The 22,148-nt window shown below is 52.5% G+C and carries 21 protein-coding genes; 10 read left to right on the forward strand and 11 right to left on the reverse strand.

Annotation, left to right across the window (positions count from 1 at the left end; genetic code table 11):
• The first annotated feature begins 344 nt into the window (after positions 1–344).
• From EPA93_RS20905 to EPA93_RS20925, 5 genes are all read left to right on the forward strand, one after another.
• Entirely contained in the window at positions 345–2,078 is a 1,734-nt protein-coding gene (locus EPA93_RS20905; protein ID WP_129889377.1) for a carbamoyltransferase family protein, read from the forward strand.
• Positions 2,075–3,058, forward strand: a complete 984-nt coding sequence (locus tag EPA93_RS20910; protein WP_129889378.1) for a glycosyltransferase family 2 protein — start codon at positions 2,075–2,077, stop codon at positions 3,056–3,058. Before EPA93_RS20905 ends, EPA93_RS20910 begins: the two co-directional genes overlap by 4 nt.
• Positions 3,059–3,079: 21 nt before the next feature.
• A complete protein-coding gene (locus EPA93_RS20915; protein WP_129889379.1) occupies positions 3,080–4,078 on the forward strand; it encodes a radical SAM protein in 999 nt (332 codons plus the stop codon).
• 64 nt (positions 4,079–4,142) lie between these two features.
• Positions 4,143–4,997 carry a glycosyltransferase family 2 protein gene (locus EPA93_RS20920; protein ID WP_129889380.1) on the forward strand — a complete coding sequence of 285 codons (855 nt, stop codon included), beginning with the start codon at positions 4,143–4,145 and terminating at the stop codon, positions 4,995–4,997.
• A complete protein-coding gene (locus tag EPA93_RS20925) occupies positions 4,994–6,094 on the forward strand; it encodes a glycosyltransferase family 9 protein (RefSeq protein ID WP_129889381.1) in 1,101 nt (366 codons plus the stop codon). Before EPA93_RS20920 ends, EPA93_RS20925 begins: the two co-directional genes overlap by 4 nt.
• 15 nt (positions 6,095–6,109) lie before the next feature.
• Here the strand turns inward: EPA93_RS20925 and EPA93_RS20930 are convergent, their stop codons facing one another.
• Entirely contained in the window at positions 6,110–6,598 is a 489-nt protein-coding gene (locus tag EPA93_RS20930; protein ID WP_129889382.1) for a YciE/YciF ferroxidase family protein, read from the reverse strand.
• A 247-nt stretch (positions 6,599–6,845) separates the two neighbouring features.
• Here EPA93_RS20930 and EPA93_RS20935 point away from each other — a divergent pair, with 247 nt between their 5' ends.
• On the forward strand, positions 6,846–7,190 hold the full coding sequence (locus tag EPA93_RS20935; RefSeq protein ID WP_129889383.1) for a hypothetical protein: 345 nt from the start codon (positions 6,846–6,848) through the stop codon (positions 7,188–7,190).
• A 56-nt stretch (positions 7,191–7,246) separates the two neighbouring features.
• Here the strand turns inward: EPA93_RS20935 and EPA93_RS20940 are convergent, their stop codons facing one another.
• From EPA93_RS20940 to EPA93_RS20980, 9 genes are all read right to left on the reverse strand, one after another.
• Positions 7,247–8,134 (reverse strand): glycosyltransferase family 2 protein, encoded by an 888-nt coding sequence (locus EPA93_RS20940; protein ID WP_129889384.1) that lies wholly within the window; start codon positions 8,132–8,134, stop codon positions 7,247–7,249.
• 150 nt (positions 8,135–8,284) lie between these two features.
• Complete coding sequence (locus EPA93_RS20945; protein WP_129889385.1) at positions 8,285–9,598, reverse strand: glycosyltransferase; 1,314 nt, start codon at positions 9,596–9,598, stop codon at positions 8,285–8,287.
• A gap of 67 nt (positions 9,599–9,665) precedes the next feature.
• Entirely contained in the window at positions 9,666–10,628 is a 963-nt protein-coding gene (locus EPA93_RS20950) for a glycosyltransferase (RefSeq protein ID WP_129889386.1), read from the reverse strand.
• A gap of 142 nt (positions 10,629–10,770) precedes the next feature.
• Positions 10,771–11,865, reverse strand: coding sequence for a glycosyltransferase family 9 protein (locus EPA93_RS20955; RefSeq protein ID WP_129889387.1), 1,095 nt, complete (start codon positions 11,863–11,865; stop codon positions 10,771–10,773).
• Entirely contained in the window at positions 11,866–12,957 is a 1,092-nt protein-coding gene (locus tag EPA93_RS20960; RefSeq protein ID WP_129889388.1) for a glycosyltransferase family 9 protein, read from the reverse strand.
• Positions 12,954–14,078: a glycosyltransferase family 9 protein gene (locus EPA93_RS20965; protein WP_129889389.1), complete on the reverse strand. Its 1,125-nt coding sequence runs from the start codon at positions 14,076–14,078 to the stop codon at positions 12,954–12,956. The genes EPA93_RS20960 and EPA93_RS20965 overlap by 4 nt, the downstream gene beginning before the upstream one ends.
• Complete coding sequence (gene rfaE2 / locus EPA93_RS20970; RefSeq protein WP_129889390.1) at positions 14,071–15,681, reverse strand: D-glycero-beta-D-manno-heptose 1-phosphate adenylyltransferase; 1,611 nt, start codon at positions 15,679–15,681, stop codon at positions 14,071–14,073. The genes EPA93_RS20965 and rfaE2 overlap by 8 nt, the downstream gene beginning before the upstream one ends.
• A complete protein-coding gene (locus tag EPA93_RS20975) occupies positions 15,669–16,346 on the reverse strand; it encodes a D-glycero-alpha-D-manno-heptose-1,7-bisphosphate 7-phosphatase (RefSeq protein WP_207229608.1) in 678 nt (225 codons plus the stop codon). Before EPA93_RS20975 ends, rfaE2 begins: the two co-directional genes overlap by 13 nt.
• Positions 16,343–17,056, reverse strand: coding sequence for a D-sedoheptulose-7-phosphate isomerase (locus EPA93_RS20980; protein ID WP_207229609.1), 714 nt, complete (start codon positions 17,054–17,056; stop codon positions 16,343–16,345). Before EPA93_RS20980 ends, EPA93_RS20975 begins: the two co-directional genes overlap by 4 nt.
• Positions 17,057–17,609: 553 nt before the next feature.
• Here EPA93_RS20980 and EPA93_RS20985 point away from each other — a divergent pair.
• Entirely contained in the window at positions 17,610–18,353 is a 744-nt protein-coding gene (locus tag EPA93_RS20985) for an SDR family oxidoreductase (protein ID WP_129889391.1), read from the forward strand.
• Positions 18,354–18,776: 423 nt separating this feature from the next.
• On the forward strand, positions 18,777–19,343 hold the full coding sequence (locus EPA93_RS20990; RefSeq protein WP_129889392.1) for a type 1 glutamine amidotransferase domain-containing protein: 567 nt from the start codon (positions 18,777–18,779) through the stop codon (positions 19,341–19,343).
• Positions 19,344–19,495: 152 nt separating this feature from the next.
• On the opposite strand, the gene EPA93_RS20995 is transcribed toward EPA93_RS20990, so the two are convergent.
• Positions 19,496–20,188 carry a LuxR C-terminal-related transcriptional regulator gene (locus EPA93_RS20995; protein ID WP_129889393.1) on the reverse strand — a complete coding sequence of 231 codons (693 nt, stop codon included), beginning with the start codon at positions 20,186–20,188 and terminating at the stop codon, positions 19,496–19,498.
• Positions 20,189–20,931: 743 nt separating this feature from the next.
• Here EPA93_RS20995 and EPA93_RS21000 point away from each other — a divergent pair.
• Both EPA93_RS21000 and EPA93_RS21005 read left to right on the forward strand, forming a co-directional pair.
• Positions 20,932–21,264: a PadR family transcriptional regulator gene (locus EPA93_RS21000; RefSeq protein WP_129889394.1), complete on the forward strand. Its 333-nt coding sequence runs from the start codon at positions 20,932–20,934 to the stop codon at positions 21,262–21,264.
• Complete coding sequence (locus tag EPA93_RS21005) at positions 21,257–22,069, forward strand: sugar transferase (RefSeq protein ID WP_165423289.1); 813 nt, start codon at positions 21,257–21,259, stop codon at positions 22,067–22,069. The genes EPA93_RS21000 and EPA93_RS21005 overlap by 8 nt, the downstream gene beginning before the upstream one ends.
• Positions 22,070–22,148: the final 79 nt, after the last annotated feature.

Here is a 22,148-nt window from a genome sequence, read left to right on the forward strand (position 1 = left end):
ACCGCTCAAGCGTAGCGGCAAGCCATCTTTCCTGCTTTCGCGAAGCCTACAATACCGTGCTTGCCACCCACAAACATAGAAGAGCGGACATGGAGAACACGCATAGATTCTTCATTAGGTGACAGCTAATCTCTACAGCAAATACCTTATCTGACATTCAGACACGAAATATGCAACCTTCTTCCTGGCTCAATCGTGTTGAGAGTGGATATTAGTGCCTTCCTCTAGAAGAGCTAGATCTCAGATGAGCTGGCCATTCTAGCGCTGTTCGTCTGTCTGCCGCGACTGCGCAGCTAGGCGTGGCTCTCTTTTGGATGGTCGGTTTATATCTATAAGGAGAACAGATGTATACGCTTGGAATCAACGCAGTATATCACGATTCTGCTGCTTGCCTTGTCAAAGATGGGCAGGTACTTGCAGCGGCGGAAGAGGAACGGTTCACCCATATCAAGCACGGCAAACGTCCCATCCCATTCTCAACCTACGAATTACCATTTCACGCTATCAACTACTGTCTACAAGAAGCTTGTATTTCTCTTCCCGATCTCGATCATATCGCCTATTCCTATGATCCTTTCTTATTGCTAGAGCAGCCCTTAGATGATGCGGTCCTTACGCTCCCTCTAGAGCCAAGCGCCCATCCCATTCCCGCCGGCTGGGAATCGGTATGGGACCCGCTTTTTGTGTCATCCATCATCAATGCTCCCAGGCATCTAGCCAGCGGGGCGCCCCATCATCTTGAGAAGCCTTTTCGAGGTGCTCACGCGCGTGGCCCTTACCACTGGCACTTTGTAGAGCATCATATTGCCCATGCCGCAAGCGCCTTCCTACCTTCTCCCTTCCAGCAGGCAGCCATCTTAACTCTGGATGGCAGAGGGGAGAAGGCCAGCACAAGCTACTTTATAGGCGACGGCACAACAATGCTCAGGCTCGGGCAGGTTAACGTTCCTCATTCATTGGGCCTGCTCTATGAACAAGTCACTGAATATCTCGGCTTTCTGCACTCGGCAGACGAATATAAAGTGATGGCTCTGGCTTCCTTTGGTAAGCCGAGCTTCCTACGAGATTTTCAAGAAATTATTCAGCTCGGATCGGATGGACAGTATACTATCCAGCCGCCTCGCCTGAAAGAGCGCTTTGGCGCGCCTCGTATGCGCGGGGAATCTTTTGAGCAGCGCCACTATGATATTGCCCATTCGCTACAGGTAGCCCTCGAAGAAACTGTGCTGGAGCTGGCTTCCTGGCTTTATCAAGCCACACAACTTGATAATTTATGCCTGGCCGGAGGAGTGGCCCTTAACTGCGTTATGAACGCTCGGCTGCGCGACAAGGGGCCATTTAAAGCAATCTGGGTGCAACCGGCGGCCGGCGATGCGGGAACGGCCCTGGGCGCGGCGCTCTGGCTCGATACCCAGCAACGCGGGGCAGACTCACGCACATTTTGCATGGATACGGCATTTCTGGGTCCCGATTTTAGCGACGAGGAGATCGAACAGTTTATTCGCTGGTCCAAGCTTCCTTATCGGCGCCTGACGCATATAGCTGAGGAGGTGGCTGACCTGCTGGCCGCAGATAAGATCATTGGCTGGTTTCAGGGCCGCATGGAATTTGGCCCACGAGCTCTGGGCGCAAGATCGATTCTTGCCTCCCCGCTGCACGCCTCAATGCAGACCCGTCTCAATGAGATCAAAGATCGTGAGGATTTTCGGCCTGTCGCGCCGGTTATTCTGGAGGAAGAGGCTGCCCACTGGTTTAGCGACGCCGGCAAATCACCCTTTATGCTCTTCGTCTACGACGTCCTACCCGAAAAAGCTGATCGTATCCCGGCCGTACGCCATGTCGATGGCACTGCCCGCATTCAAACTATTAATCGCCAGCAGCACGCGCGCTATTACGATCTGCTTAAGGCCTTTCAGGCGCGTACAGGCGTCCCGGTTCTGGTCAATACCTCGTTTAATACGCGAGGCGAGCCGATTGTGTGCACCCCACGCGACGCTATCGAGTGCTTCTGGACTTCGCCGCTGGATGCATTGGTTATTGGCTCTTTCATTCTAGAGAAACCACAGGCTGAGCTATGACGATCCATGTCTCTGTCATTGTGCCAACTTGCAGACGACCAGAGCTCCTGGCTAGATGTATGGAGGCCCTTCTAGCCCAGGACTTTGCGCCGACAGACTATGAAATCATTATCGTCGATGACGCAGCCTGCCCAGAAACTAAATTGCAAGTTGAGCACCGCAAAGCGCGCCTCTGCGGTGGCCCACAGCTGCGCTATATACCGGTTCGAGGTTCGTATTGCACTCACGGTCCTGCGGCCGCGCGTAATGTGGGCTGGCGTAGTGCTGCCGGTCAGCTTATCGCCTTCACCGATGATGATTGTATTCCTAGCCGTGGCTGGTTAAAAGAGGGAGTAGCAGCGCTGGACGAGGGCGCAACGGGAGCATCCGGACGTATCGTCGTCCCGTTGACATCTATTCCTACTGATTATGAGTATAATGCATCCTATCTTGCCCACAGCGAATTCGTGACGGCAAATTGCTTTTATCGGCGCGAGGTGCTTAGCGAGGTTGGTGGATTTGATGAGCGCTTTCGTGCCGCCTGGCGCGAGGATAGCGATCTCTTCTTCACGCTACTTGAGTGCGGCGCTAAATGCGTCTATGTGCCGGATGCCGTGGTCACCCACCCGGTACGTCCGGCGGGCTGGGGAATCAGTCTGTACCAGCAATATAAAAGTATGTTTAATGCTCTGCTTTATAAAAAGCATCCTACCCTCTATAGGCAGAAGGTGCAGGCCACACCGCCCTGGCATTACTATGCAATTGTAGGCGCGCTGCTGGCAACCTTGCTCGCTTCTGCGGGGAGACCCAGGCTTTTAACCCTAACTGGTCTGGGCATATGGACCTATTTAACAGGCCGCTTCTGCCAGCAGCGACTTGAGCATACTTCGCGCTCGCCAGGCCATGTACTGGAGATGATCATCACTTCGATACTTATTCCGCCCCTGGCTATCTTCTGGCGTTTACGTGGCGCCATCAAATTTCGCGTGTTCTTCTTGTGAGTGGCATTAAGGGGGAAACACATGCCTTTGCCTACGTATATACAGATCGAGCCAGTTGGCCAATGTAACCTGCGCTGCCAGATGTGCTCGCTGCAGTTTCGTCAGGATGGACCACCCTACGGACCTCCGGCTTTTATGCACATCGAAACGTTCAGGCAAATTATAGACCAGTTTACTGATTTGCATGAGCTCCATCTACAGGGTCTTGGTGAACCCATGATGCATCCCCGTTTCTTTGAGATGGTGGAGTACGCAGCCAGCAAGGGCATCCGGGTAACTACAAACTCGAATCTCACACTGCTCAATGAGAGGCGGGCCGAACGCTGCGTGACCAGCGGCCTCGAACGGCTGCATATCTCTATCGACGGCGCTACAGCCAGTACCTATGAACATATTCGCGTGCGGGCCCACTTTGAGCGCATTATGGCCAATTTAGAACGCCTGCTAAGAGCACGCGAACGCCATAGCAGCGAGCGCCCGGAACTCTGCCTGGTTATGGTAATCATGCGCCAGAACTTGCATGAGCTGCCTGATATTGTGCGGCTTGCTCACCGCTTTGCCATGAAAAGCATCTTCGTCCAGCACCTCTGCCACGATTTCGGCGAGGAGAGCCTGCCCTCACGCTACTTACCAATGCGAGAGTTCGTACAAAAAGAGACCTTGCTAGAAGAAGATCCCCAGCGCATCGAGCATTACTTCAATGAGGCTCGCACCATGGCAACAAGCCTGGGGATAGATCTGCGCTTGCCCCACACACGCATGCGTATTCATCCTCCCGGCACACCCGGTCCACAGCGCTGCGATTGGCCCTGGAAAGGGGCGTACTTTAGCTACCAGGGCTATGCCATGCCCTGTTGTATGGTCTCGACGCCCGACCGCATTAACTTCGGCAAGATCGCCGATCAGTCGGCCCAGACGCTCTGGAATAATCCGGGCTATCAGGCATTTCGCGACCGTCTCTCATCTGATGAGCCACCCGAGATCTGCAGTTCCTGCTCAATCTATCGCGGCACTTTCTAAATATACGCTCCGATATAGCTTTCTCAAACGCAAATAGAAAAGTAATTACTGGAGGTCACCTGGAATGAGCGCTATCGATATCCTGCTTCCCACCTATAATCGGCTCGCCTCTTTTATCATGACACTTTCTGGTATAGCCGCCCAATCCTTCACAGATATCAATCTCATTGTGGCCGATCAGAGCCAGGAACCAACATTACAGCATCAGGTAGTGCAAACGCTGCGGCGCGTTATCGAAGCACGGGGAGGCTCGGTCGCCTGGCACGAACGGCCCCAGATTCACGGCATCGTCGAACAGCGGGATTTTCTGCTCAAGCAGTCCAGCGCACCCCACGTCTTATATCTTGACGACGACGTTTTTATGGAGCCATGGGTTATCGAGAAGCTCTTAACAGTCCTGCAAGCGGAGCAATGTGCTTTCGTCGGAGCATTTCCCGCTGGTTTATCGCATCGAGATGATAGGCGCCCTCAGCAGGAGATTGTAGAGCTGTGGGAAGGTCCTGTACGTCCCGAGGCAGTTGATCCCGGTTCGCCTCAGTGGGAGCGCTGGCAACTCCATCGCGCCGCCAATCTCTATCACGCGAGCCAGGCCTTGCCGCCCGGCACGTACAGACTCTACAAAGTAGCCTGGATTGCTTCCTGCATCCTCTATGACCGCCAAAAGCTCGTGGATATCGGCGGCTTCTCCTTCTGGCCACGCCTCCCGCGTTATCATTCTGGTGAGGAGGTCCTTGTGCAGAATCTGTTAATGAGGCGCTGGGGCGGCTGCGCCATTATGCCTTCTGGCACCTATTATTCGCAGGTTTCGACAACTGTGCTTAATGAGGCTGGCACTGTTGACGGACACGCGCTCGATTTGCTGCCTGAGATGATAGAGCGTTACGCTCCGCAGACGAGCAGGACGGGGGCCAGACTATGATGAACATTGATCCTTTCACGCCTGGCTTGCTGACTCGCCTACCCGCGCCACCGCGCAAGGTTGTCTTGCTACGCGCCTCGCGTATTGGCGACTTTATCTGCGCCACGCCGGCCTTGCGCGCCCTGCGCAAGGCATTACCCCAGGCTGAGATCACCATGATCACCCTGCCGATGCTTCGCGATCTGGCCTTGCGCTCTCCCTATCTCGACAACTTTGTAGCGTTCCCGGGCTTTCCAGGGATTGCCGAGCAATTCTTTCGGGCCAGCGATACAACGCGCTTCCTCCAGGCAATGCAGGCCGAGGGCTATGATCTGGCCATCCAGATGCAAGGCACTGGCATCTATTCGAATCCCTTCATGCTCTTATTAGGGGCCAGAACTACGGCGGGCTTTGTGCGGCCTGGAGATACACCTGGCTTGCTGGACGCAGCCTTGCCTTATCCTCAGCATACGCATGAGATCAGGTGCGTGCTGGCCCTATCTAGCTTCCTGGGGGCAAAAGCTTTGGACGAGACGATAGAATTTCCTTTATGGCCACAGGATCATCAAGAAGCCGAGGCCTGCCTTAAAGACGTGGAAGCGCCACTTATTGGCCTGCATTTAGCAGCTAGAGAACTTACCAGGAGATGGGACCCTGAGCGCTTCGTGGAGGTAGGCAAAGCTTTGCGCCGGCGCTATGGCGGAACTATCCTGCTTCTCGGAGAGGCGGAGGAACAGGCAGCCATGGAGAGCGTGGCCGGCAAGATAGGTTCCCCTTGCCTCAACCTTACGGGGCATACCTCGCTGGTTACCCTGGGAGCTATCATTGCCCGTCTGGCCATCCTGATTACCAACGATACGGGACCAGCCCATATCGCCTATGCGCTGAATACCCCAACTGTAACTATCTTTGGCGCTGGCAATCCTGCCACAAATGGCCCTTTGCAGCGTGGACCATTTCGCGTACTAGCTCATCCAGTACCTTGCCGGCCATGTGGCTATCATGCATGCCCAATTGGATATACTTGCTTGAATAACATCACTGTTGCGCAGGTCGTGGAGCAGGCAGAAGAAATTATCCAACTCTCCACCAGGAGAAATCTTTCATCCTCTGCCTGACCCATCTGAGATCAATTATTTGACAGTAAGCAAGGCAAACTTATGAATCAAGACAGCTAGCTTTTTAGCTGTCTCTTGTTCTTGCTGAAGATTCTCCTGCAAGAGTGGCAGACAATCGCGCATGCCAAGGCACGTCGCGGCATCTATCAGGCTATTATAAGCTGCCATCTCCAGAAACTCGCTCTTGTAAGCCGCGTTCAAAGCGAACATCATTAATTCAGCCTGTGATGGCTGTTGCTCTAGAAAAACATCGTGATCCTTGCGCAAGCCGGCAAAGGTATGATTCTCTAACGGCATCTGCTGCTTACCGGCAATCTGAAAGCAGCGTTCCAGGTTGACTATATGCAGCAACGTTTGCTGATGGTGCTCAGAGAAAGCTTCCTTTACCTCTGGTATCTGCGCCTCCTGCGCCAGGAGCGGCAAAAGCAGAGCTAATTTCTGTTCCCCATCATACATAGCACACAAATCATAGTAAAAAAGCTCTTGTGGATTCTGTATAGCCATCTCTATCTCCTTCCATAGCTAAAAAATTACATCACGTGTTCTCACAGCGAAGCATTAAAAGCTCTCCATATACATATAGATTTATCACGGGACAAGATACAAAAAAGTTGCTTTATCCGCAGTTGTCCACACTTGAGAGATATTTTATTTGCAGACGGCGTAACTTTTTTCTTGCTTGCAGCGTATGTTGGATGTATAGAGGCACCACAACTCCTGCTCTGAATCGCAGGAAGGAACTATAAACGCCATGCAAGCAGACGAAGCCAAGATGACAGCGCAACAACATGCACAGCATATTGCGCAATTAATCCAGGCCGCCCAGAACGAATGCCGGGCCGATATTCGACGCGTCAGCGATCCCCGCGCGCAAGCCTTGTTTGAAACTGTAGCCGAAGTGCTGGGAGGAACGATAAAAGCGCTAAACGATTATCGCAACGGTAACGAAGCTTCGCGGATCGCGGCACAGAACCATCCCCACGCCGGAGCTAAAAGTCCGCCAACAGTTTCAGATCTGGCTGTAGATGTCGATGCCGCAGAGCCGCCACCGCATTTGAGCGCTGAGATGCCTCAGCAGCAAGAGAAACCAGGCTGAGAATAGCTAGACAGAGCCACAGCTATCTGTCGGCAAGCGGATCTGTCTAGCAACAATTATCTTGGAGTTGTTGAATGGCTAGAGGCATATTCCCTGGCCTGCTCATCCTCCACTGGCCGGCAATCGAGTTCTTCGCAAAGCTCTGCAAAGAGCTCAGTAGCATTACGCTCCCGATTCTCAACATTTGTTGGTAAACCAAGATGATATGTACCACTAGGAAGGATTCCACAGCCGCCATATTTGCGGATCAACAGAAACTGCACCACTACCTCTTCGCCTGCATGCTCACGCGGCAAGCGTTGCCACCAGGAGAAACCGCCCACACTTAAGAGCTTAGCCCGATCAAAGAGCACATTCGCGCCTCCCACCCAGGCAATCTTGTAGCGCAAGACCTGACCGGGTTCGACCAAGCGTTGCTCTAGATGGAGAGGATTGGCCGCGTTATTGACCAAATGTCGTTCCCAGGGAATCGAACTAGCCTTAAATGGTTCAGGCCGCACGGGACCGTTCCATAACTCGATATGCTGTTGCTGGGGCCGCACATCTTGCAGCAGATGCAGGCCTGTCGCCGGACAGCCCACAAAACCACAGCTTTCTGTCTCCAAAACTGTAAGCATACGCTGCAATACAGACGGGTCCAGCAGCACATCATCATCTATAAAATGCACATATGGCGCAGCACTCTGTTCTAGAAGAAAATGGCGCTGCTCGGCCATACCCCGCGGCGGCAGATGCCGATGCAAGGCAACCTTATGTCCATGCCAACGTAAAGCGCGCACAAGCGTCTGAATTTCGATACTATCCAGATAGCAATTTTCCTCTTCAGTCTGATCAGAGATAACGACGTTAAAATCAGCAAACGTCTGTCCCAGCAAACTTGTTAAGACTATTGCCAGGCCTGTTTTACGTCGATATGTTGGGATCAACACATCTATACGAGCCAATATCTATTCACCGCCTCTCATGTATAACAAACTGGTGCTTTGTCAGACGTCATTTGACGAGTGCGCCCCTGCCGGCGGAGGAAAAGGGGGGGAAGCGGCGGCCCTTGACAATCCCGCTGCTTCGCTCCTCACTTCAACCTTGACAGACCTCTAGCGGCCGGCAACACTGGGTATGGGCAGGTCCAATGTCGGTTGGTCCGGCAGAATTAGTGGTCTCTGTACCATAGCCAGGCTCTCGTAAAGAGCAGCCGTGCGCGCAGCGACCATGCGCCAGGTAAATTCATGTTCGACACGCTCTCTGGCAGCTTTACCCAAACTTACGCGCAAAGCTGGCTCGCAGAGTAACTGATATAAGCGCTCCGACAGAGCTTGAGGATCGCGCGGCGGCACCAGAAAGCCTGTTTCACCATCCTTGATCGTAAAGGTAATTCCTCCTACAGCTGAGCCTACAACAGGACGACCACAAGCCATACCTTCCAGAGGAGTTAAGCCAAAGGGCTCATACCAGGGCGTCGTTACCACGACATCTCCGGCACTATAAAAGTAGCGCAAGGTATCTTGTTGTCGCTTCCCCACAAACTGCACACGTTCAGCAATACCCATTTCAGAGGCCAGCCGCTGTAATTCGCCGATCTCAGGAGTACGTACAGGATCAGGCTCAGGTGTCTCTCCTCCTACGATCAATAGCCTGACCTTCTCTTTCTCGGGACAGCGCTGCAGCAACAGGGCCGTCGCCCGCACTACGTTACGGATATCCTTGCGCGGCAGCATACGCCCAACGTAGACAATGACAAACTCGTCAGGATTTATCTTCAGGAAAGCCCGGGCTTCGGCTTGCGGCACGGGACGAAAGATCTCGATATTTACCGCCGATGGAAGAACCGCGATCTTAGCAGGATCAGCCCCATAATCATCAACCAGTTCTGACAGCTCATTTGGACATTGGGCAATCAAGCGATCAACATCACGAATAACCCGGGTCTCGACGGCAATGCGGGCTCTGGGGCTATGGTCATTCTTTCCCTGATGGAGGCGCTTCGTCTTCCCCATCGCATGAAAGATCTGTACAACTGGCACGTCGAGCCGCTGCTTTAGCTCGGCAGCCACCCAACCCGACATCCAGAAATTACCGTGGATGAGCTCATAGGATACCTCATCGCGCAAGGCAAAACTGAGAAAGGCCTCGCGAAACGCCGGCATATATGGCCAGAGATCATCCTTAAGCAGCGGGCTCTCTGGTCCGGCCGTGAGATTGACTACGCGCACACCGGGGGCCCAATCGATAATCTCGGGCATCTCAGCGTTATCGCGGCGGGTAAAAACATCAACGCTATAGCCCAGGCGTGCCAGATTGCGACTCACCTCATCAACGTATACATTCTGCCCACCGGCATCTTCACCGCCCCGCAAGGCTGCCGGGCTGGCATGTTCACTTAAAAACGCTATTCGAACCGGTTTATACATTGATTTATCCTCTCTGTCTATACCTATCGACCTGCTATTTCAGCATACCCATCAGCTACGCTCCACCTCACCCGTATACCTTCACCATATTTGTCACCTGAGCAAATGCGGCGTTCCAATCACGCTTGAAGCGCTCAAGTCCAAAACGTTCACGCGCGATGGCTTGTGCACGCGCACCAAGCCGCCTCGCCTCCTGCGGATCTGCCAGTAAACGCTGCATATGCTCGATCAGCGCATTGACATCGCAAGAAATGTAGCCACTCTCACCGTTCTCGATCACCATTGGCAACTCGGTTGTAGCCAGAGCAACTACAGGCATACCCAGTGTCATGGCCTCAATTACCGCTAACGGTAGACTTGTATAGCGAATCGGGCTAAACAGAAAACGATAGCCAGAGATATGTCGATGCAGATCTCGATAGGCTATATCGCCCAGGCCTCCAAATTGCTCCGTCTGCATCCCCACTGCATCCAGAGGAATCTGCTCGCGTGCCTGCAAAAAGAGATCATAACCCGCAATACGTGCACGCTTCTGCGCGCCATTGATCACGGTAATACCTTTTTCAATATGGCCGCTATAACGCGCTTCAGGATCAATAGCCACGCTATGTTCTATAACCATTGTCGGCGTGCGGCCGTTATCCCACATCAAACGGTTATAGTGAGTCACATGTACTAATAACACGTTGGGATCATCAATTGGGTGGCGCGTATCGCAAGCATGAGGTTTAGGTGTATTATGCTCAAGATAGATTTTTGGCAACGAGCGTTGCTTCTCACTCAGGATCTCATATTGATCTTCATAGTAATTTTTGGGTGTCTGATAAATGATGAGATCGAGATCGAGATTGCGCACTTCCTCAGCAGGAACTTCGCGCATATACTCGGGCAGATCAAAGGTCGGGCCTCGGCCTCCGTAGCCTTCAGGACGCCCCGGCTTTACCGGCAGATACCAATCATGTTCAATGCGGGCCAGGGCATTGAGATAACTTCCATGAATATGCCAGATTAATATCTTAAGTCTTCGCATAAGCCCCCCTTTGCATACAAAACAGTAGTCAACATCTATACTGAACCATAACAGAACCTTTTAGCATTGCTTTTTCCTGCGCCTTCTCATGAAATATCAGAGGGGAGAAATTACTGCATCCCGCGCGCCGGGCAAAGAAATGTTAGCTTTTCCATCCTCGGCCAGCCTCAACTTGTAAGGAGCCCCTCGGAGTGCAAGGGGGAGTCTCCGGCAGAAAGCGTTTCGCGATTTTGCTCACTTCCCGGGGATGAATCCAGCGTAAACATCGATGGTCGATTGGACATTCCCAATAGCCACAAGGACTACAGGGCACGGGATGCCGCACAACAGGATGCCGCGCTTGATCGAGCGGGGCCCAGCGCCGATAATCTGCCGGCCCAAAGAGTGTAATGCTCGGGCAATCGACAGCTACAGCCAGGTGCCCGGGACCTGTATCATTGCTTATAAACAGGTCAAGCTTGCTCAGCAAGGCTGCCAATCCGCCCAGCGAAGTTTTTCCAGACACGTCTATGGCGCTGGAGCGCATATAATATTTCACCTCGTGAGCTATTTCTCCATCGTCCTGGCTCCCGGTCAAGATGATCTGCGCGTCGTAATGCTGTGCAAGCTCATCGGCAAGCCTGGCAAAGTATTGCGTAGGCCAGCGGCGCGCTGGTGGGCGAGCTCCTGCATGCAGGCCAATCCAGGGCCGATCGGCCATAGGCAGCATGCGCAACAAAGCCGCGACCTCAGTATAATCTTCAGAGGAAAGCGGAAACTCAAGCCTGGGATCAATATCGCGGCAGCCCAGCAGCCTGGCTAGCCCCAGCAGACGAAAAATTTCGTGCTGATCTTCGGGATAAGGAGCACCTAATGTTAGCTCATCAGGAGGCTCATTCTCGTAATATCCGGCGGTTATACGCCCACCCAATTCCAGCACGAAGGGATTGCTTGTTAGCCCACTTCCATGCATTTGCACAACCAGATCATAGCCATAGTTGCGCTGCTCCTCTACAAATTTCCTGCTGCGTTCAGGATCATATGGAGCCTCAGCGATACCCGCATAGCCAGCAAACTCCACAAAGCGATCAAGATAGCGGCTATAGCGCTGCACAAACGTGGCTGCCCAGGGCAAACCGATCAAAGTGATCTCCGCGTGCGGAAAGCGTGAGCGAAGCGCACGAAAGGTAGGGACCGCTACCAACAAGTCCCCAAGATTCAGGGCCCGAAAAAGTGCTATACGGCTAATCGCGATCATCTACTTCCTCCTCGAAATCGCACTCAAAGCACGCTCGCGCACACTGCTTAACAATTCCACAGCCGCGCTAACTACCTCCTCGGGAGCAATATCCAGGCACGGGAGCCCGATAGGGCATTCAAACAGGTAGCAGGGATGACAGGGAGTTGGGCGGCGCAAGAGCCGATTGGGAGTTACGCGCGGCCTCCATTGCTCCTCATAATCAGTTCCCGAGTACAGCACTACCACAGGGGTCCCCAGTGCATCGGCAAGATGTAGGGGAAGAGTATTATTACAAATTACCAGGGCGGCCCTTTCTATCAGGGCTGCATACTCTGCTACCGTCGTCTTGCCCAGCAGAAAATGTGCCTCAGGAGCGCACTGCTTTACTTGAGCTATAAGCTCTGCCTCTCGCTCTACCCCGGTCACCAGGACTGGCCAGCCCTGGCGTGTGAGTAGGTCGGCCACAGCGCCATACTTAGTGGCGGGATAGCGCCGCGCCTTCGCGCTAGCTCCAGGATGCAGCAAGATGAATGGTTCTTGCGGATCGAGACCATGCTCCTGTAATAAAGACGTTGCGGAGAGACGATCAGACTCAGAGAGGGCAATCGTTAGCTTGCGATCTCTGCAGACAAAACCCAGGTGTTCTACCAGGCGCAAATTGCGCTCTACCTGATGCATCTCGGTTGGCGCACCCTGCAGCTCGGTAGAAAGTGTACTTCCGCCAAATTCCCGGCTCTCACCGGCACGTAAGGGAATACCGGCCAGGTAACAGACATAGCCCGGAGTATGGGGCGTCTGGCTAAATGATGTAAAGATCAAGGCCGCGTCAAAAGCCTGCTCGGCCAGCAGAGATAGCAGTTCCCTTTCGCGCTGAGGGGCAAAAGCCATGCGTCCCCCTACATCTTGCCAGATCGAACGCCAGCTTATCACCTTGTCAACCCAGGGCAAGAGCGGCGCAGCAGCCGCGCCGGCAGGACTGGCCAGCAGGGTCAGATGCGCCTGAGGAGAGGTCTCTTTGACGGCGCGCAAGGCCGGCCCTAGCATAATGACATCGCCCATATTATCAAGGCGTAGGGCTAGAATATTTTTCGCCTCTAACCAGCCGCTCATCGCTTCACCTCCAGCGAGGTATATACAGAGCCTATCTTGCCGGCTTCGGCTAAAAGACTGGCTGCCGCCGTGACCGCCATCTGTGGCGAAACCAGGCGCAAACATTCGTGCTCATAGGGGCAGACGCGGCTATAGCAGATGCGACAGGCCACGTCGTGATAGAGCAAGCGATGGGGAACTTGCCATGGTCCCCATTGCTCAGGAGGGTTGGTAAGCGCAAAGAGCACAACTACAGGTGTCTTGAGCGCCGCAGCAATATGCATGGGGCCCGTATTATTGGTAATCGTGAGATCGGCAGCCTGAATCAGGGCGCAGAACTCGGGGAAAGGCAATATGCCAGCCATAGACCTGACTGAGCGCCGATTTTCGGCATCAACCTGCCCCAGGATACGTTCGACGAGAGCCCTTTCATCTTCAGCGCCTGTGACGATTACATACGCCCCGAGTTGCTCCACCAGCAGATCTATAATCCCTGCATACATCTCCCAGGGGTAGGTGCGCGCGGGCATGCTACAGCCGGGATGCACAACTACCAACTGACGCCCGGCCTCTACTCCATACGAGACCAGCCGATCCTTAAGCGCCGAGCGCGCCCCAGAGGGGACGTCGAGCACTAGATCCCGTTCCTGCGTATGCATACCGATAGCCGCCACAAGATCAAGTCCACGCTCAACCTCATGCATCATCTTCTCTGGATGCTTATGTCGAGTCGTCAAAAGCGAGCCAGGGCCATCAAGCGAAGCAGCAGCGCGCAGGGGAATATTTGCAAGATAGCACATATATGCTGCGGGCAAGGAGCTCTGCCGGAAAGATGTAAAGATGATAGCCGCATCAAAAGCGCCTGCCTTGAGCCGGGCTATCATCTCTTGCTCGCGCTCGCTCTCTTGAGGCAATTTCTGCCAGGGGTCCATCCAGGGTGCCTGGTAGACTATCACCTCGTCAATATCCGGGTCCAGGGCCCCAACTTGCGCCCCCACCGGACTGGCCAGCAGAGTGAGTCGAGCCAATGGGAGAGTCTCTTTTATCGCATGGAACGCAGGGGTCATCAGCAAGACATCGCCAAGATTATCTAGCCGCACAAGCAGTACCTTGCGTACCGACCGCCAGCGTTCATCAATCATAGCTCCCTCCCTGCGCATAATGCGCTGTCTCTCCTGTATTTTCTGTTGCTAGCGCTACAATGCGCTCGATCATGTTACTCGTACTCATTGTGCCAACGAGCGGCAGAATAATGATGCTTCCACCAACTTCGCGCACAACCTCAGCCTCAGGCAAAGTTTCCTGGGCATAATCGCCTCCCTTGACATGAATATGGGGGCGCAGCTTACGAATCAGCTCACAGGGCGTATCCTCATCGAAAAGCACCACATGATCTACCACATCAAGCGCATTTACCAGGGCCATACGATCCCGCTCGCTATTGATCGGCCGTCCGTTGCCTTTGAGGCGCCGCACGCTGTTATCGCTATTCATGCCTACTACCAGCACGTCGCCCAGCTCTTTAGCCTGGCGCAACAGCTGAATATGGCCCGCGTGGAGAATATCGAAAACACCGTTTGTAAACACAATTTTGCGCCCAAGCAGGCGCTCAGCCTCCAGCAACTGCGCCAGCCTGTCAACGGCAGCATGCATATCGCGTATATAAGCAGCATGGTTGGTTTGCGTCTGACACATCGTATACATGGCGTATTCTCTAAGGCTCACGCGCTGCAGCAATTCTTGATAATTTACCACCGCCGTCCGCTGTTTGGTAACCGCGATCCCTGCTGCATCGATACCAATTCGCGCCGCCTCCTCAGTGTCTTCAGTAACAGTCAGCGCAAGCGCCATCGCCGCCGAAAACGAATCGCCGGCCCCGACATCATAAGCCTGGGCCACGGGATGGGCGGCAATAAAAGAAGCATTGCCCTGTCGATCCAGCAGAAACACCCCGCGCTCTGCCAGCGTAATCGCCACAAGTTCCGTATCCAGTAAGCTAAGCAATTGCCAACCAAGCGGCTCAATATCCTCAATACCGGGCAAGCCACTCTGCCCGATCCCTTGTTGAGACTTCTCGGACATTTTCTCAACCAGGAGCCGGGCTTCCAGGTCATTGGGTGTCACAACAGTTGCTTTTATATCACGGTAGCGATGTAAAGCTTTGGAATCAATCAACATAATTTTGGGAGAGGCAGCATGTAAATTTTTCAGGCATGTTATTAATTCATCGGTTATCAAGCCATAACAATAATCAGAAACAACTACTAGATCACAAAGCGCATAGGCTTCTTCAAGATTGGCGATTAGTTTTTGCTGCGCGGCCTGATTACTCTTATGCCGCCCGCCTTCATCAAAACGTACAACATATTGGCCATCGGCACATACACGTAGCTTATGAAATGTTTCCAGGCGTTCATCTTCCACGAGCCAGCGATCATCAAGGCCATATGTACGTAGCACATCGCGCAAGAGGGAGCCTGTCAGATCGCTTCCAACCATACTTAAAAACTTTACATCAGCCCCTAGCGTGCACAGATTAGCCGCAGTATTGGCAGCGCCCCCGGGCAAACGATGCACAGCAGTTTTGCTCACTACTGGGACTGGCCCCTCGCTACAAAGGCGCGAAGCCTCGCCTTCCAGGTAGGTATCGAGCATGGCGTCTCCAATCACCAGAACCCGTAGCTGGCGAAAATGCTGGACTATCTCTGTCGCCGTTAAATGAGCATGCCTGACTATATCTTGCATGGATCTACCCCCTCACCAGCAAGATGATATCTATATCCACGGGCCAACTCACACTCTTTACGCCAGCCCTCAGGTCGATAGACAAGATCGAGAGTAGGGGCAAGGGCCTCCACAGTCTGAATCAGGCGGAGAGCCTGGAGTGTGCTCGGGGCAACAAATGAGGGACAACGTACGGCCGCCTCTGGCCGTCTCTCAGTTCCCAGATCGATAAGAATAGTTTGGCATCCCGCCCGGTTACCGGCCTCAACATCATCGAGGATATCGCCAATAAACCAGGAACGTTCCAACTCAATATCCAGCTCATCAGCCGCCCGCAACAGCATACCTGGTTGAGGCTTACGACAAGCACAACGGATAGAGAGTTCAGGCACTATGCCATCGGGATGGTGAGGGCAATAGTAAATCGCATCAAGGCGCACTCCCCATTTCTCTAGCTCAGCAGCAAGGTATATATGCATATGCTGTAAATCAAGCTCAGTAAAATAGCCCCGAGCAATGCCTGACTGATTTGTAATCAGCACGATAGAGAAACCCATCTTTTGGAGAGCGCATAATTCCGGACCAATATTTTCATAAAGGTGCAGATCTTGTGGGCGCGAAGGATAATGCGCAGGATACACTAGCGTTCCATCGCGATCAAGAAAGAGGGCGCGGTTCTTCATCATGACCAGCCTCTTTCCTGAAGCGCAGCGCTGAAGTTCCACGCGTCATCCTTGCCGCTTTCAGAGGCAGCTAGCCGCTGCTCCGCAATATCGCAGAGGATATGGGTGATTACCAGGTGCATTTCCTGAGTTTCAGCTGTATCATCGCCAGGCACGCGTATGGCAAGATCTGCCAGACGTCCTAGACGACTAGAACGGCTACCAGTCAAGGCCACAACTTCTAATAAGCCCTCATGAGCAACTTCCGCTGCCTGCACGAGATTTTCAGACTCACCGCTGGTACTAAAAGCTATGAACAGATCGCCAGATTGGCCAAAGGCCCGAATCTGGCGCGCAAAAACACTTGCATAGCCATAATCATTGGCTAAAGCTGTCAGCGTGGCTGTATCCGTAGTAAGAGCCAGGACCGGGTAAGGCATGCGTTCTCTTTTAAAGCGGCCAACCAGTTCAGCGGCAAAATGCTGAGCCTGCGCCGCGCTTCCCCCGTTCCCCGCTATCAGAACTTTATGCCCTCGATGTAAGGTCTCAACCAGTTGAACAGCAACGTTAGTTAGCGGCTTCGCTTGCACCATAAGCTGGCTTAAGACAAAATCGAACCGAGCTCGGCGATGGCTTAACTCATAGAGAACAGTTTGCTGATAGTCCATCGCATGCGAGGCTGAAGCAGCAGCTTGTTCAAAAACGTCCTGTTCTTTATGACTATATGTGCCCATATTTCTTCCTTGACTCACAAATTACGCTTCGTCAATCTAGTCGTCTCTCAAGCAGAGATTGAGGAGTGCGCCGCCGGCGGGTGGTAGGGGAGAAGCTGGAGCGCAGCCCCAGTTCCCGCTTTTCTCACGCCTCGCCTCACTCTTGAGTGAACGCCAGGATGAAGCTTCTACTCTGAATTATGTTGCAATGTATTTGTAAAATCGAACCATCATCGCGCTTTAACACAAATATAGTAACTTACATACATTTAAAAATACAAGTCAACAATGAGATCACTAAGTTGGTTCTTAACTTATCCTAATTTTTCTTAGCATAGTCGATTCTATATAAAATAAGATAGGTTTGCTAGTGCATCTTTATTCGCAATATAGATCCGGCCGACTATTGCGAATATGATGAGGTATTCTATATGCGAGCTTATTGTAGACCTGACGCGCTCACCCCAGCTACCGCTGCTACTATTTTCGCCTGAAGCACGTGTAAGAAAAGGAAGTGTTCACACCATCATCGCCGCAAACCAGAAGACAACAGAAAGAGAAAGCAAATACGCATATGAAAGAACAGACGCTCAAAGGAAAAGTTGTGCTTGTCACGGGCGCAGGCAGCGGCCTGGGAGAAGCTACGGCACAAGCTTTTGCAGAAGCAGGCAGTAGCGTGGCTTGCGTCGATCTCAACGCCGCAGCAGTCGAACGGGTCAGCCAGAAATTGAACGGGCTCGATACGCCCAGTATTGCCTTTCCCTGCAACGTCAGCGACGCAGACGCCGTTTTCTCAGTCGTACAGGCTGTCTCAAGCAAGTTGGGACGTCTGGATATCGTGGTAAATTGCGCTGCCATCGATCATACAGTATCAGTTGATGAAATGACAGTTGAGCAATGGGATCAGGTTATTGCAGTAAATCTGCGGGGTCCATTTCTGTTTGCCAAAGCGGCTCTACCATATATGCGTCGGCAACATGGAGGACAGATTATCAATGTTGCCTCGACGGCAGCAGTACGTGCCTGGGCCAACGCTTCAGCATATCACGCCTCTAAGTGGGGCTTAATCGGCTTCAGCCGTGGATTAGGCGTTGAGGGGCGACCTGACGGTATTCGCGTTACGACGATTATTCCAGGAGGAATGCAAACCCACTTTTTTGATCGCTTTGCCGAGCAGGGTATACCAATGCCTGAGACAAAGAACTTGCAGGACCCGGCTAATGTCGCAGCTACCATTGTGTTTGCGGCCCAGGTACCGCCGGAGTCGGCCCTACAAGAGCTTATGATTACTCCCCTGACGGAGACAAGCTGGCCCTAACAGCGCCAGGCCTCACAATCCGCACACGCTCACTTACCATCAAGCCACAAGATGGCTCCTGCGCAGAAACAGTCGAGTTTGCCGAAAGATACCTGCCTATAATCTGTGTCTATGCTACTTTGTCAGCAGGCAAAATACATAGGAGCATAGATTATAGGCACTGTATAAGTTTTTCTGTCTCCAATTTCGCGCTCACTACGTGTATTCTATGTGTCTTTGTAAGACAAAGAGCGCAGAAACAGCCTGCCTCATACTCACGATACCTGGCACGAGTCCTGACAACCGAAAAAGAGGAAACAAGCCAACCCGCTGTTTGCTGGGTCTAATCCCACAGGCAAGCCCAATCTATCTGCTCAAGCTGTTCTTATGCAGAAAAAAGAAAAAGGGCTATCGACTGCCCTAGACGATAGAAAGGAGCTAACTATGCACGAGAAAAAATTGCAAGGTATGCGCGTCGCGATACTGGTTACAGACGATTTCGAACAAGCCGAGCTGGCCGAGCCGAAAAAGGCTCTGGAGCAAGCCGGGGCCACAACCAGTATTGTCTCTCCGAAAGCGGGCCAGGTTCAGGGCATGAACCACGACGTAAAGGCCGATACCTTCAAGGTAGATTTGACGCTGGATCAAGCCAATCCAAATAACTTTGACGCGGTTATGCTTCCTGGCGGAGCCTTGAATGCCGATGCGCTACGCGTTGTCCCCAAGGCCAAGGAGTTTGTCAAGAGCATCAATGAAGCTGATAAGCCAATTGCCGTTATCTGCCACGCGCCATGGTTACTTGTCTCTGCCGGCCTGACTAAGGGCCGCACCATGACAAGCTACCATACTATTCAAGACGATGTGCGCAACTCTGGCGCCCACTGGGTTGACCAGGAGATGGTTCGCGATCGTAACTGGGTGAGTAGCCGTAGTCCCAAAGACCTGCCGGCCTTTAATCCCGCCATGGTTGCCCTCTTTGCCGAGCACCACAGTCGCCATCCCGTAGGCTAAGCAAGCGGGCTGCCTATGCAAGTCAGCGTAGGCAGCCCACTGTTTAATTTTTATACTACGAAATTAAGACCTGTGTTTTCAACTTATTCCAAATAATGATCCCCAAAGGCAAAAAGCAAGGATTGATAAGAAATAGTCAAAATACGCTTTACTCAGGCCTGCTTCTCAAGCTTAATCCAGCCATGCCGCAAAGCATAGACTACAGCCGCCGTTCTGTCGTTGACAGACAACTTCTTTAAGATAGAAGTAATATGATTCTTTACAGTCTGGTCGCTGATCTTGAGCAGTGATGCGATCTCCTTATTGCTATTGCCCTGAGCAATATGGCTAAGGATCTCGACTTCACGACTGGAGAGCGGCGAAGGAACCGAATCATTATTCTGGGGAGGCTCCTCTTCCTCCGCCAATTGGAATGATCTGATCACGCGGCTAGCAATTTGCGGCTTCGATAAAACATTGCCATTGAGCAGATACTCGCCCTGACTCACCTTGCGTACGGCCTCGATCAACTCTTCAGGCTTAATGTAACGTGTGTAATAAGCGGCCACCCCAACCTTGATGGATTGGAACAGTAACTCTTCATCTTCAGAGGGTGTGAGCATAATAATTGCCATCTTCGGGGCCAGATAACGAGCTTGCAAGGCAATATCAAGCGGATCAGATTTGGTCAGTCCGGTATCAACGAGAGCAACATCCGGGTTATACTTCCGCACGAGCTCAAGGGCCTCACCAGCATCTGTCGTCTCCCCCACAATCTCACAATCACCCATGCTCTCTAATGTGACGCGAATCCCTTCGCGAAATAAAGGTTGTTCATCTATAATGATAACGCGTATCGTTTCCATCACCTTTCACATGCGACACACTCTGCTCGCCAGAGCATACCGCTCCTCTTTCTTCTCTAGTTTCAGTCCCCTCAAGCGGGTCGTGAAAGCAGATAATCTCGCCATCCCCATCAGGAGAGAAGAGAGATCAGCAAACCCTAAGAGGCCAGGTGGCAATGCACTCAGTGCAATCACATTAAGCTCGCGCGCTAGAATTGATCAGTACGCAGAGGCAATGCCGCAAAAGTCATGTGAGCGTACTCAGGGGTAGCGGCAGAGTAACACCACCAGAAAAACGCCCAAGAGATCCTTACTTTATTCACTAAAGCCGCCACAGCATAAGTTCGCCTTGAGGCACAGGGAGGATTTAGGAATTGGAACACTTGCCGCTATCATGGCCTGACGGTCTCCCTTAGAAACTCTGGCCGAAGTCGCTCAGGACCGGGCTGACATTCGATGGACAGTTGCCACTAATCTTGTTTGCAAGTCTGGCCAGAAGACGTGGAGACCTTGATTCGCGTTTCAGCTACCCAATAGTACTGACAACCCAATAGTACTACTATTTTTCAGGACAATACTATTTTTTAAGAAAAAAGTACTAGTTAACGCGCATCTCTCTTTATTAATACATATCAAAAGCGCTATTTCAAGGCAAAAAGGGATGTAGATTTACCTCTTTTCGCCTTTCGCTCTTGACCTTTTGCTGGCAGCAGCTTATTCTAGTACATAGATTTACAAGGTATATAGAATTACGAGGTATAGAGATGTCGCCGATCAATCGCGAGCTTCTGAAGGGCAGCATTGAACTTGTCCTGCTGGTACTGCTAGAGCGGGGCCCAATGTATGGCTATCAGATCGTTAAGGAGGTCAAGGCTGAGAGTAGTGGCGAGCTACAGCTCAAAGAGGGCTCGCTCTATCCGGCGCTCCACAGGTTAGAGCGAGCTGGACTGATAGAGGGCTACTGGCAGGCGCGGGAGGATGGCACTTCCCGGCGCTATTACCAGCTTACGTCCTCAGGCCAGCAAGCAGCCAAAACGCGGCGAGCCGAGTGGAAACGCTTCACGACAGCGATTGAAGGAGTACTACGCCATGGCTGAGCAACAGGAACAACCATTTGCCAACTATTTACACGTCGTCGATATTTTATTAACTGGCCTCCCCTCGTCAAAGCGCCAGGAAATTCATAGAGAACTTTTCGCCCATCTTGAGGATGCGGCTAGCGAGAGGGGGCTGAGCACTGCTGACTTAGACCTGCAGAGAGAGGTTATAGTAAGCCTTGGCTCAGGCATTACGCTGGGTGAGGAGCTCTACAAAGCGCATCGCCGCCCTGATTACACCAAAAGAATTTTTGATATCTGCCTCGCTACCTTCTTTCTACTACTTCTATCGCCGCTTCTGGCCCTGATTGCGCTCCTGATCAAGCTGGATTCGCCAGGACCCGTGTTCTACAGGAGCACCCAGGTCGGCAGGGATGGACGGCGCTTTAAGCTCTATGCATTCCGCACGATGAACTGCTGGCAAGATACAGCGCTAAGTACCGAGCTCCCGGCTAACGCGCGCATAACGCGGATAGGCCACTTCCTGCGCAACACGCTCTTAGACGAATTGCCTCGACTCTTAAATGTGCTAAGGGGCGATATGAGCCTGATCGGTCACCTCCCAACGCAAGCTCGCGAGATCTCATTTGACGATCCACGCTGGCGCCGCGTGCTCCTGGAGCGACCCGGGATCTCCAGCTCCTGTCTGATAGCCAATGGCCTCGGGTTCAGGTATTTTGGAAACAGGTCAGTGGATGAGCTGGAGAGCAATATGGAGTATCTGAAATACAGATCGTTTCGCTACGATCTCTATCTGATTGGCCGCACCCTGGCTCTCGTCTGGCAACAGTGGCAAAAATCCTGAAAATGATAAGTACTATAAGCCGGGAAGCTTAGCTGTCATATGCTCGGACCCGAAGCTATCCTGCTCTAACTATTAGGTT

This window comes from Ktedonosporobacter rubrisoli (assembly GCF_004208415.1).
In the GTDB taxonomy this organism is placed as follows: domain Bacteria; phylum Chloroflexota; class Ktedonobacteria; order Ktedonobacterales; family Ktedonobacteraceae; genus Ktedonosporobacter; species Ktedonosporobacter rubrisoli.

Excerpts from the sequence above, each read along its gene's own strand:
- EPA93_RS20965 (WP_129889389.1), bottom strand. The coding sequence starts at position 14,078 with ATGATTGATGAACGCTGGCGGTCGGTACGCAAGGTACTGCTTGTGCGG.
- rfaE2 (WP_129889390.1), bottom strand. The coding sequence starts at position 15,681 with ATGCAAGATATAGTCAGGCATGCTCATTTAACGGCGACAGAGATAGTC.
- EPA93_RS20995 (WP_129889393.1), bottom strand. The coding sequence starts at position 20,188 with ATGGAAACGATACGCGTTATCATTATAGATGAACAACCTTTATTTCGC.
- EPA93_RS20915 (WP_129889379.1), top strand. The coding sequence starts at position 3,080 with ATGCCTTTGCCTACGTATATACAGATCGAGCCAGTTGGCCAATGTAAC.
- EPA93_RS20910 (WP_129889378.1), top strand. The coding sequence starts at position 2,075 with ATGACGATCCATGTCTCTGTCATTGTGCCAACTTGCAGACGACCAGAG.
- EPA93_RS20990 (WP_129889392.1), top strand. The coding sequence starts at position 18,777 with ATGCACGAGAAAAAATTGCAAGGTATGCGCGTCGCGATACTGGTTACA.
- EPA93_RS20955 (WP_129889387.1), bottom strand. The coding sequence starts at position 11,865 with ATGATCGCGATTAGCCGTATAGCACTTTTTCGGGCCCTGAATCTTGGG.
- EPA93_RS20925 (WP_129889381.1), top strand. The coding sequence starts at position 4,994 with ATGATGAACATTGATCCTTTCACGCCTGGCTTGCTGACTCGCCTACCC.
- EPA93_RS20905 (WP_129889377.1), top strand. The coding sequence starts at position 345 with ATGTATACGCTTGGAATCAACGCAGTATATCACGATTCTGCTGCTTGC.
- EPA93_RS21000 (WP_129889394.1), top strand. The coding sequence starts at position 20,932 with ATGTCGCCGATCAATCGCGAGCTTCTGAAGGGCAGCATTGAACTTGTC.
- EPA93_RS20975 (WP_207229608.1), bottom strand. The coding sequence starts at position 16,346 with ATGATGAAGAACCGCGCCCTCTTTCTTGATCGCGATGGAACGCTAGTG.
- EPA93_RS20945 (WP_129889385.1), bottom strand. The coding sequence starts at position 9,598 with ATGTATAAACCGGTTCGAATAGCGTTTTTAAGTGAACATGCCAGCCCG.
- EPA93_RS20980 (WP_207229609.1), bottom strand. The coding sequence starts at position 17,056 with ATGGGCACATATAGTCATAAAGAACAGGACGTTTTTGAACAAGCTGCT.
- EPA93_RS20985 (WP_129889391.1), top strand. The coding sequence starts at position 17,610 with ATGAAAGAACAGACGCTCAAAGGAAAAGTTGTGCTTGTCACGGGCGCA.
- EPA93_RS20930 (WP_129889382.1), bottom strand. The coding sequence starts at position 6,598 with ATGGCTATACAGAATCCACAAGAGCTTTTTTACTATGATTTGTGTGCT.
- EPA93_RS20950 (WP_129889386.1), bottom strand. The coding sequence starts at position 10,628 with ATGCGAAGACTTAAGATATTAATCTGGCATATTCATGGAAGTTATCTC.
- EPA93_RS20920 (WP_129889380.1), top strand. The coding sequence starts at position 4,143 with ATGAGCGCTATCGATATCCTGCTTCCCACCTATAATCGGCTCGCCTCT.
- EPA93_RS21005 (WP_165423289.1), top strand. The coding sequence starts at position 21,257 with ATGGCTGAGCAACAGGAACAACCATTTGCCAACTATTTACACGTCGTC.
- EPA93_RS20935 (WP_129889383.1), top strand. The coding sequence starts at position 6,846 with ATGCAAGCAGACGAAGCCAAGATGACAGCGCAACAACATGCACAGCAT.
- EPA93_RS20960 (WP_129889388.1), bottom strand. The coding sequence starts at position 12,957 with ATGAGCGGCTGGTTAGAGGCGAAAAATATTCTAGCCCTACGCCTTGAT.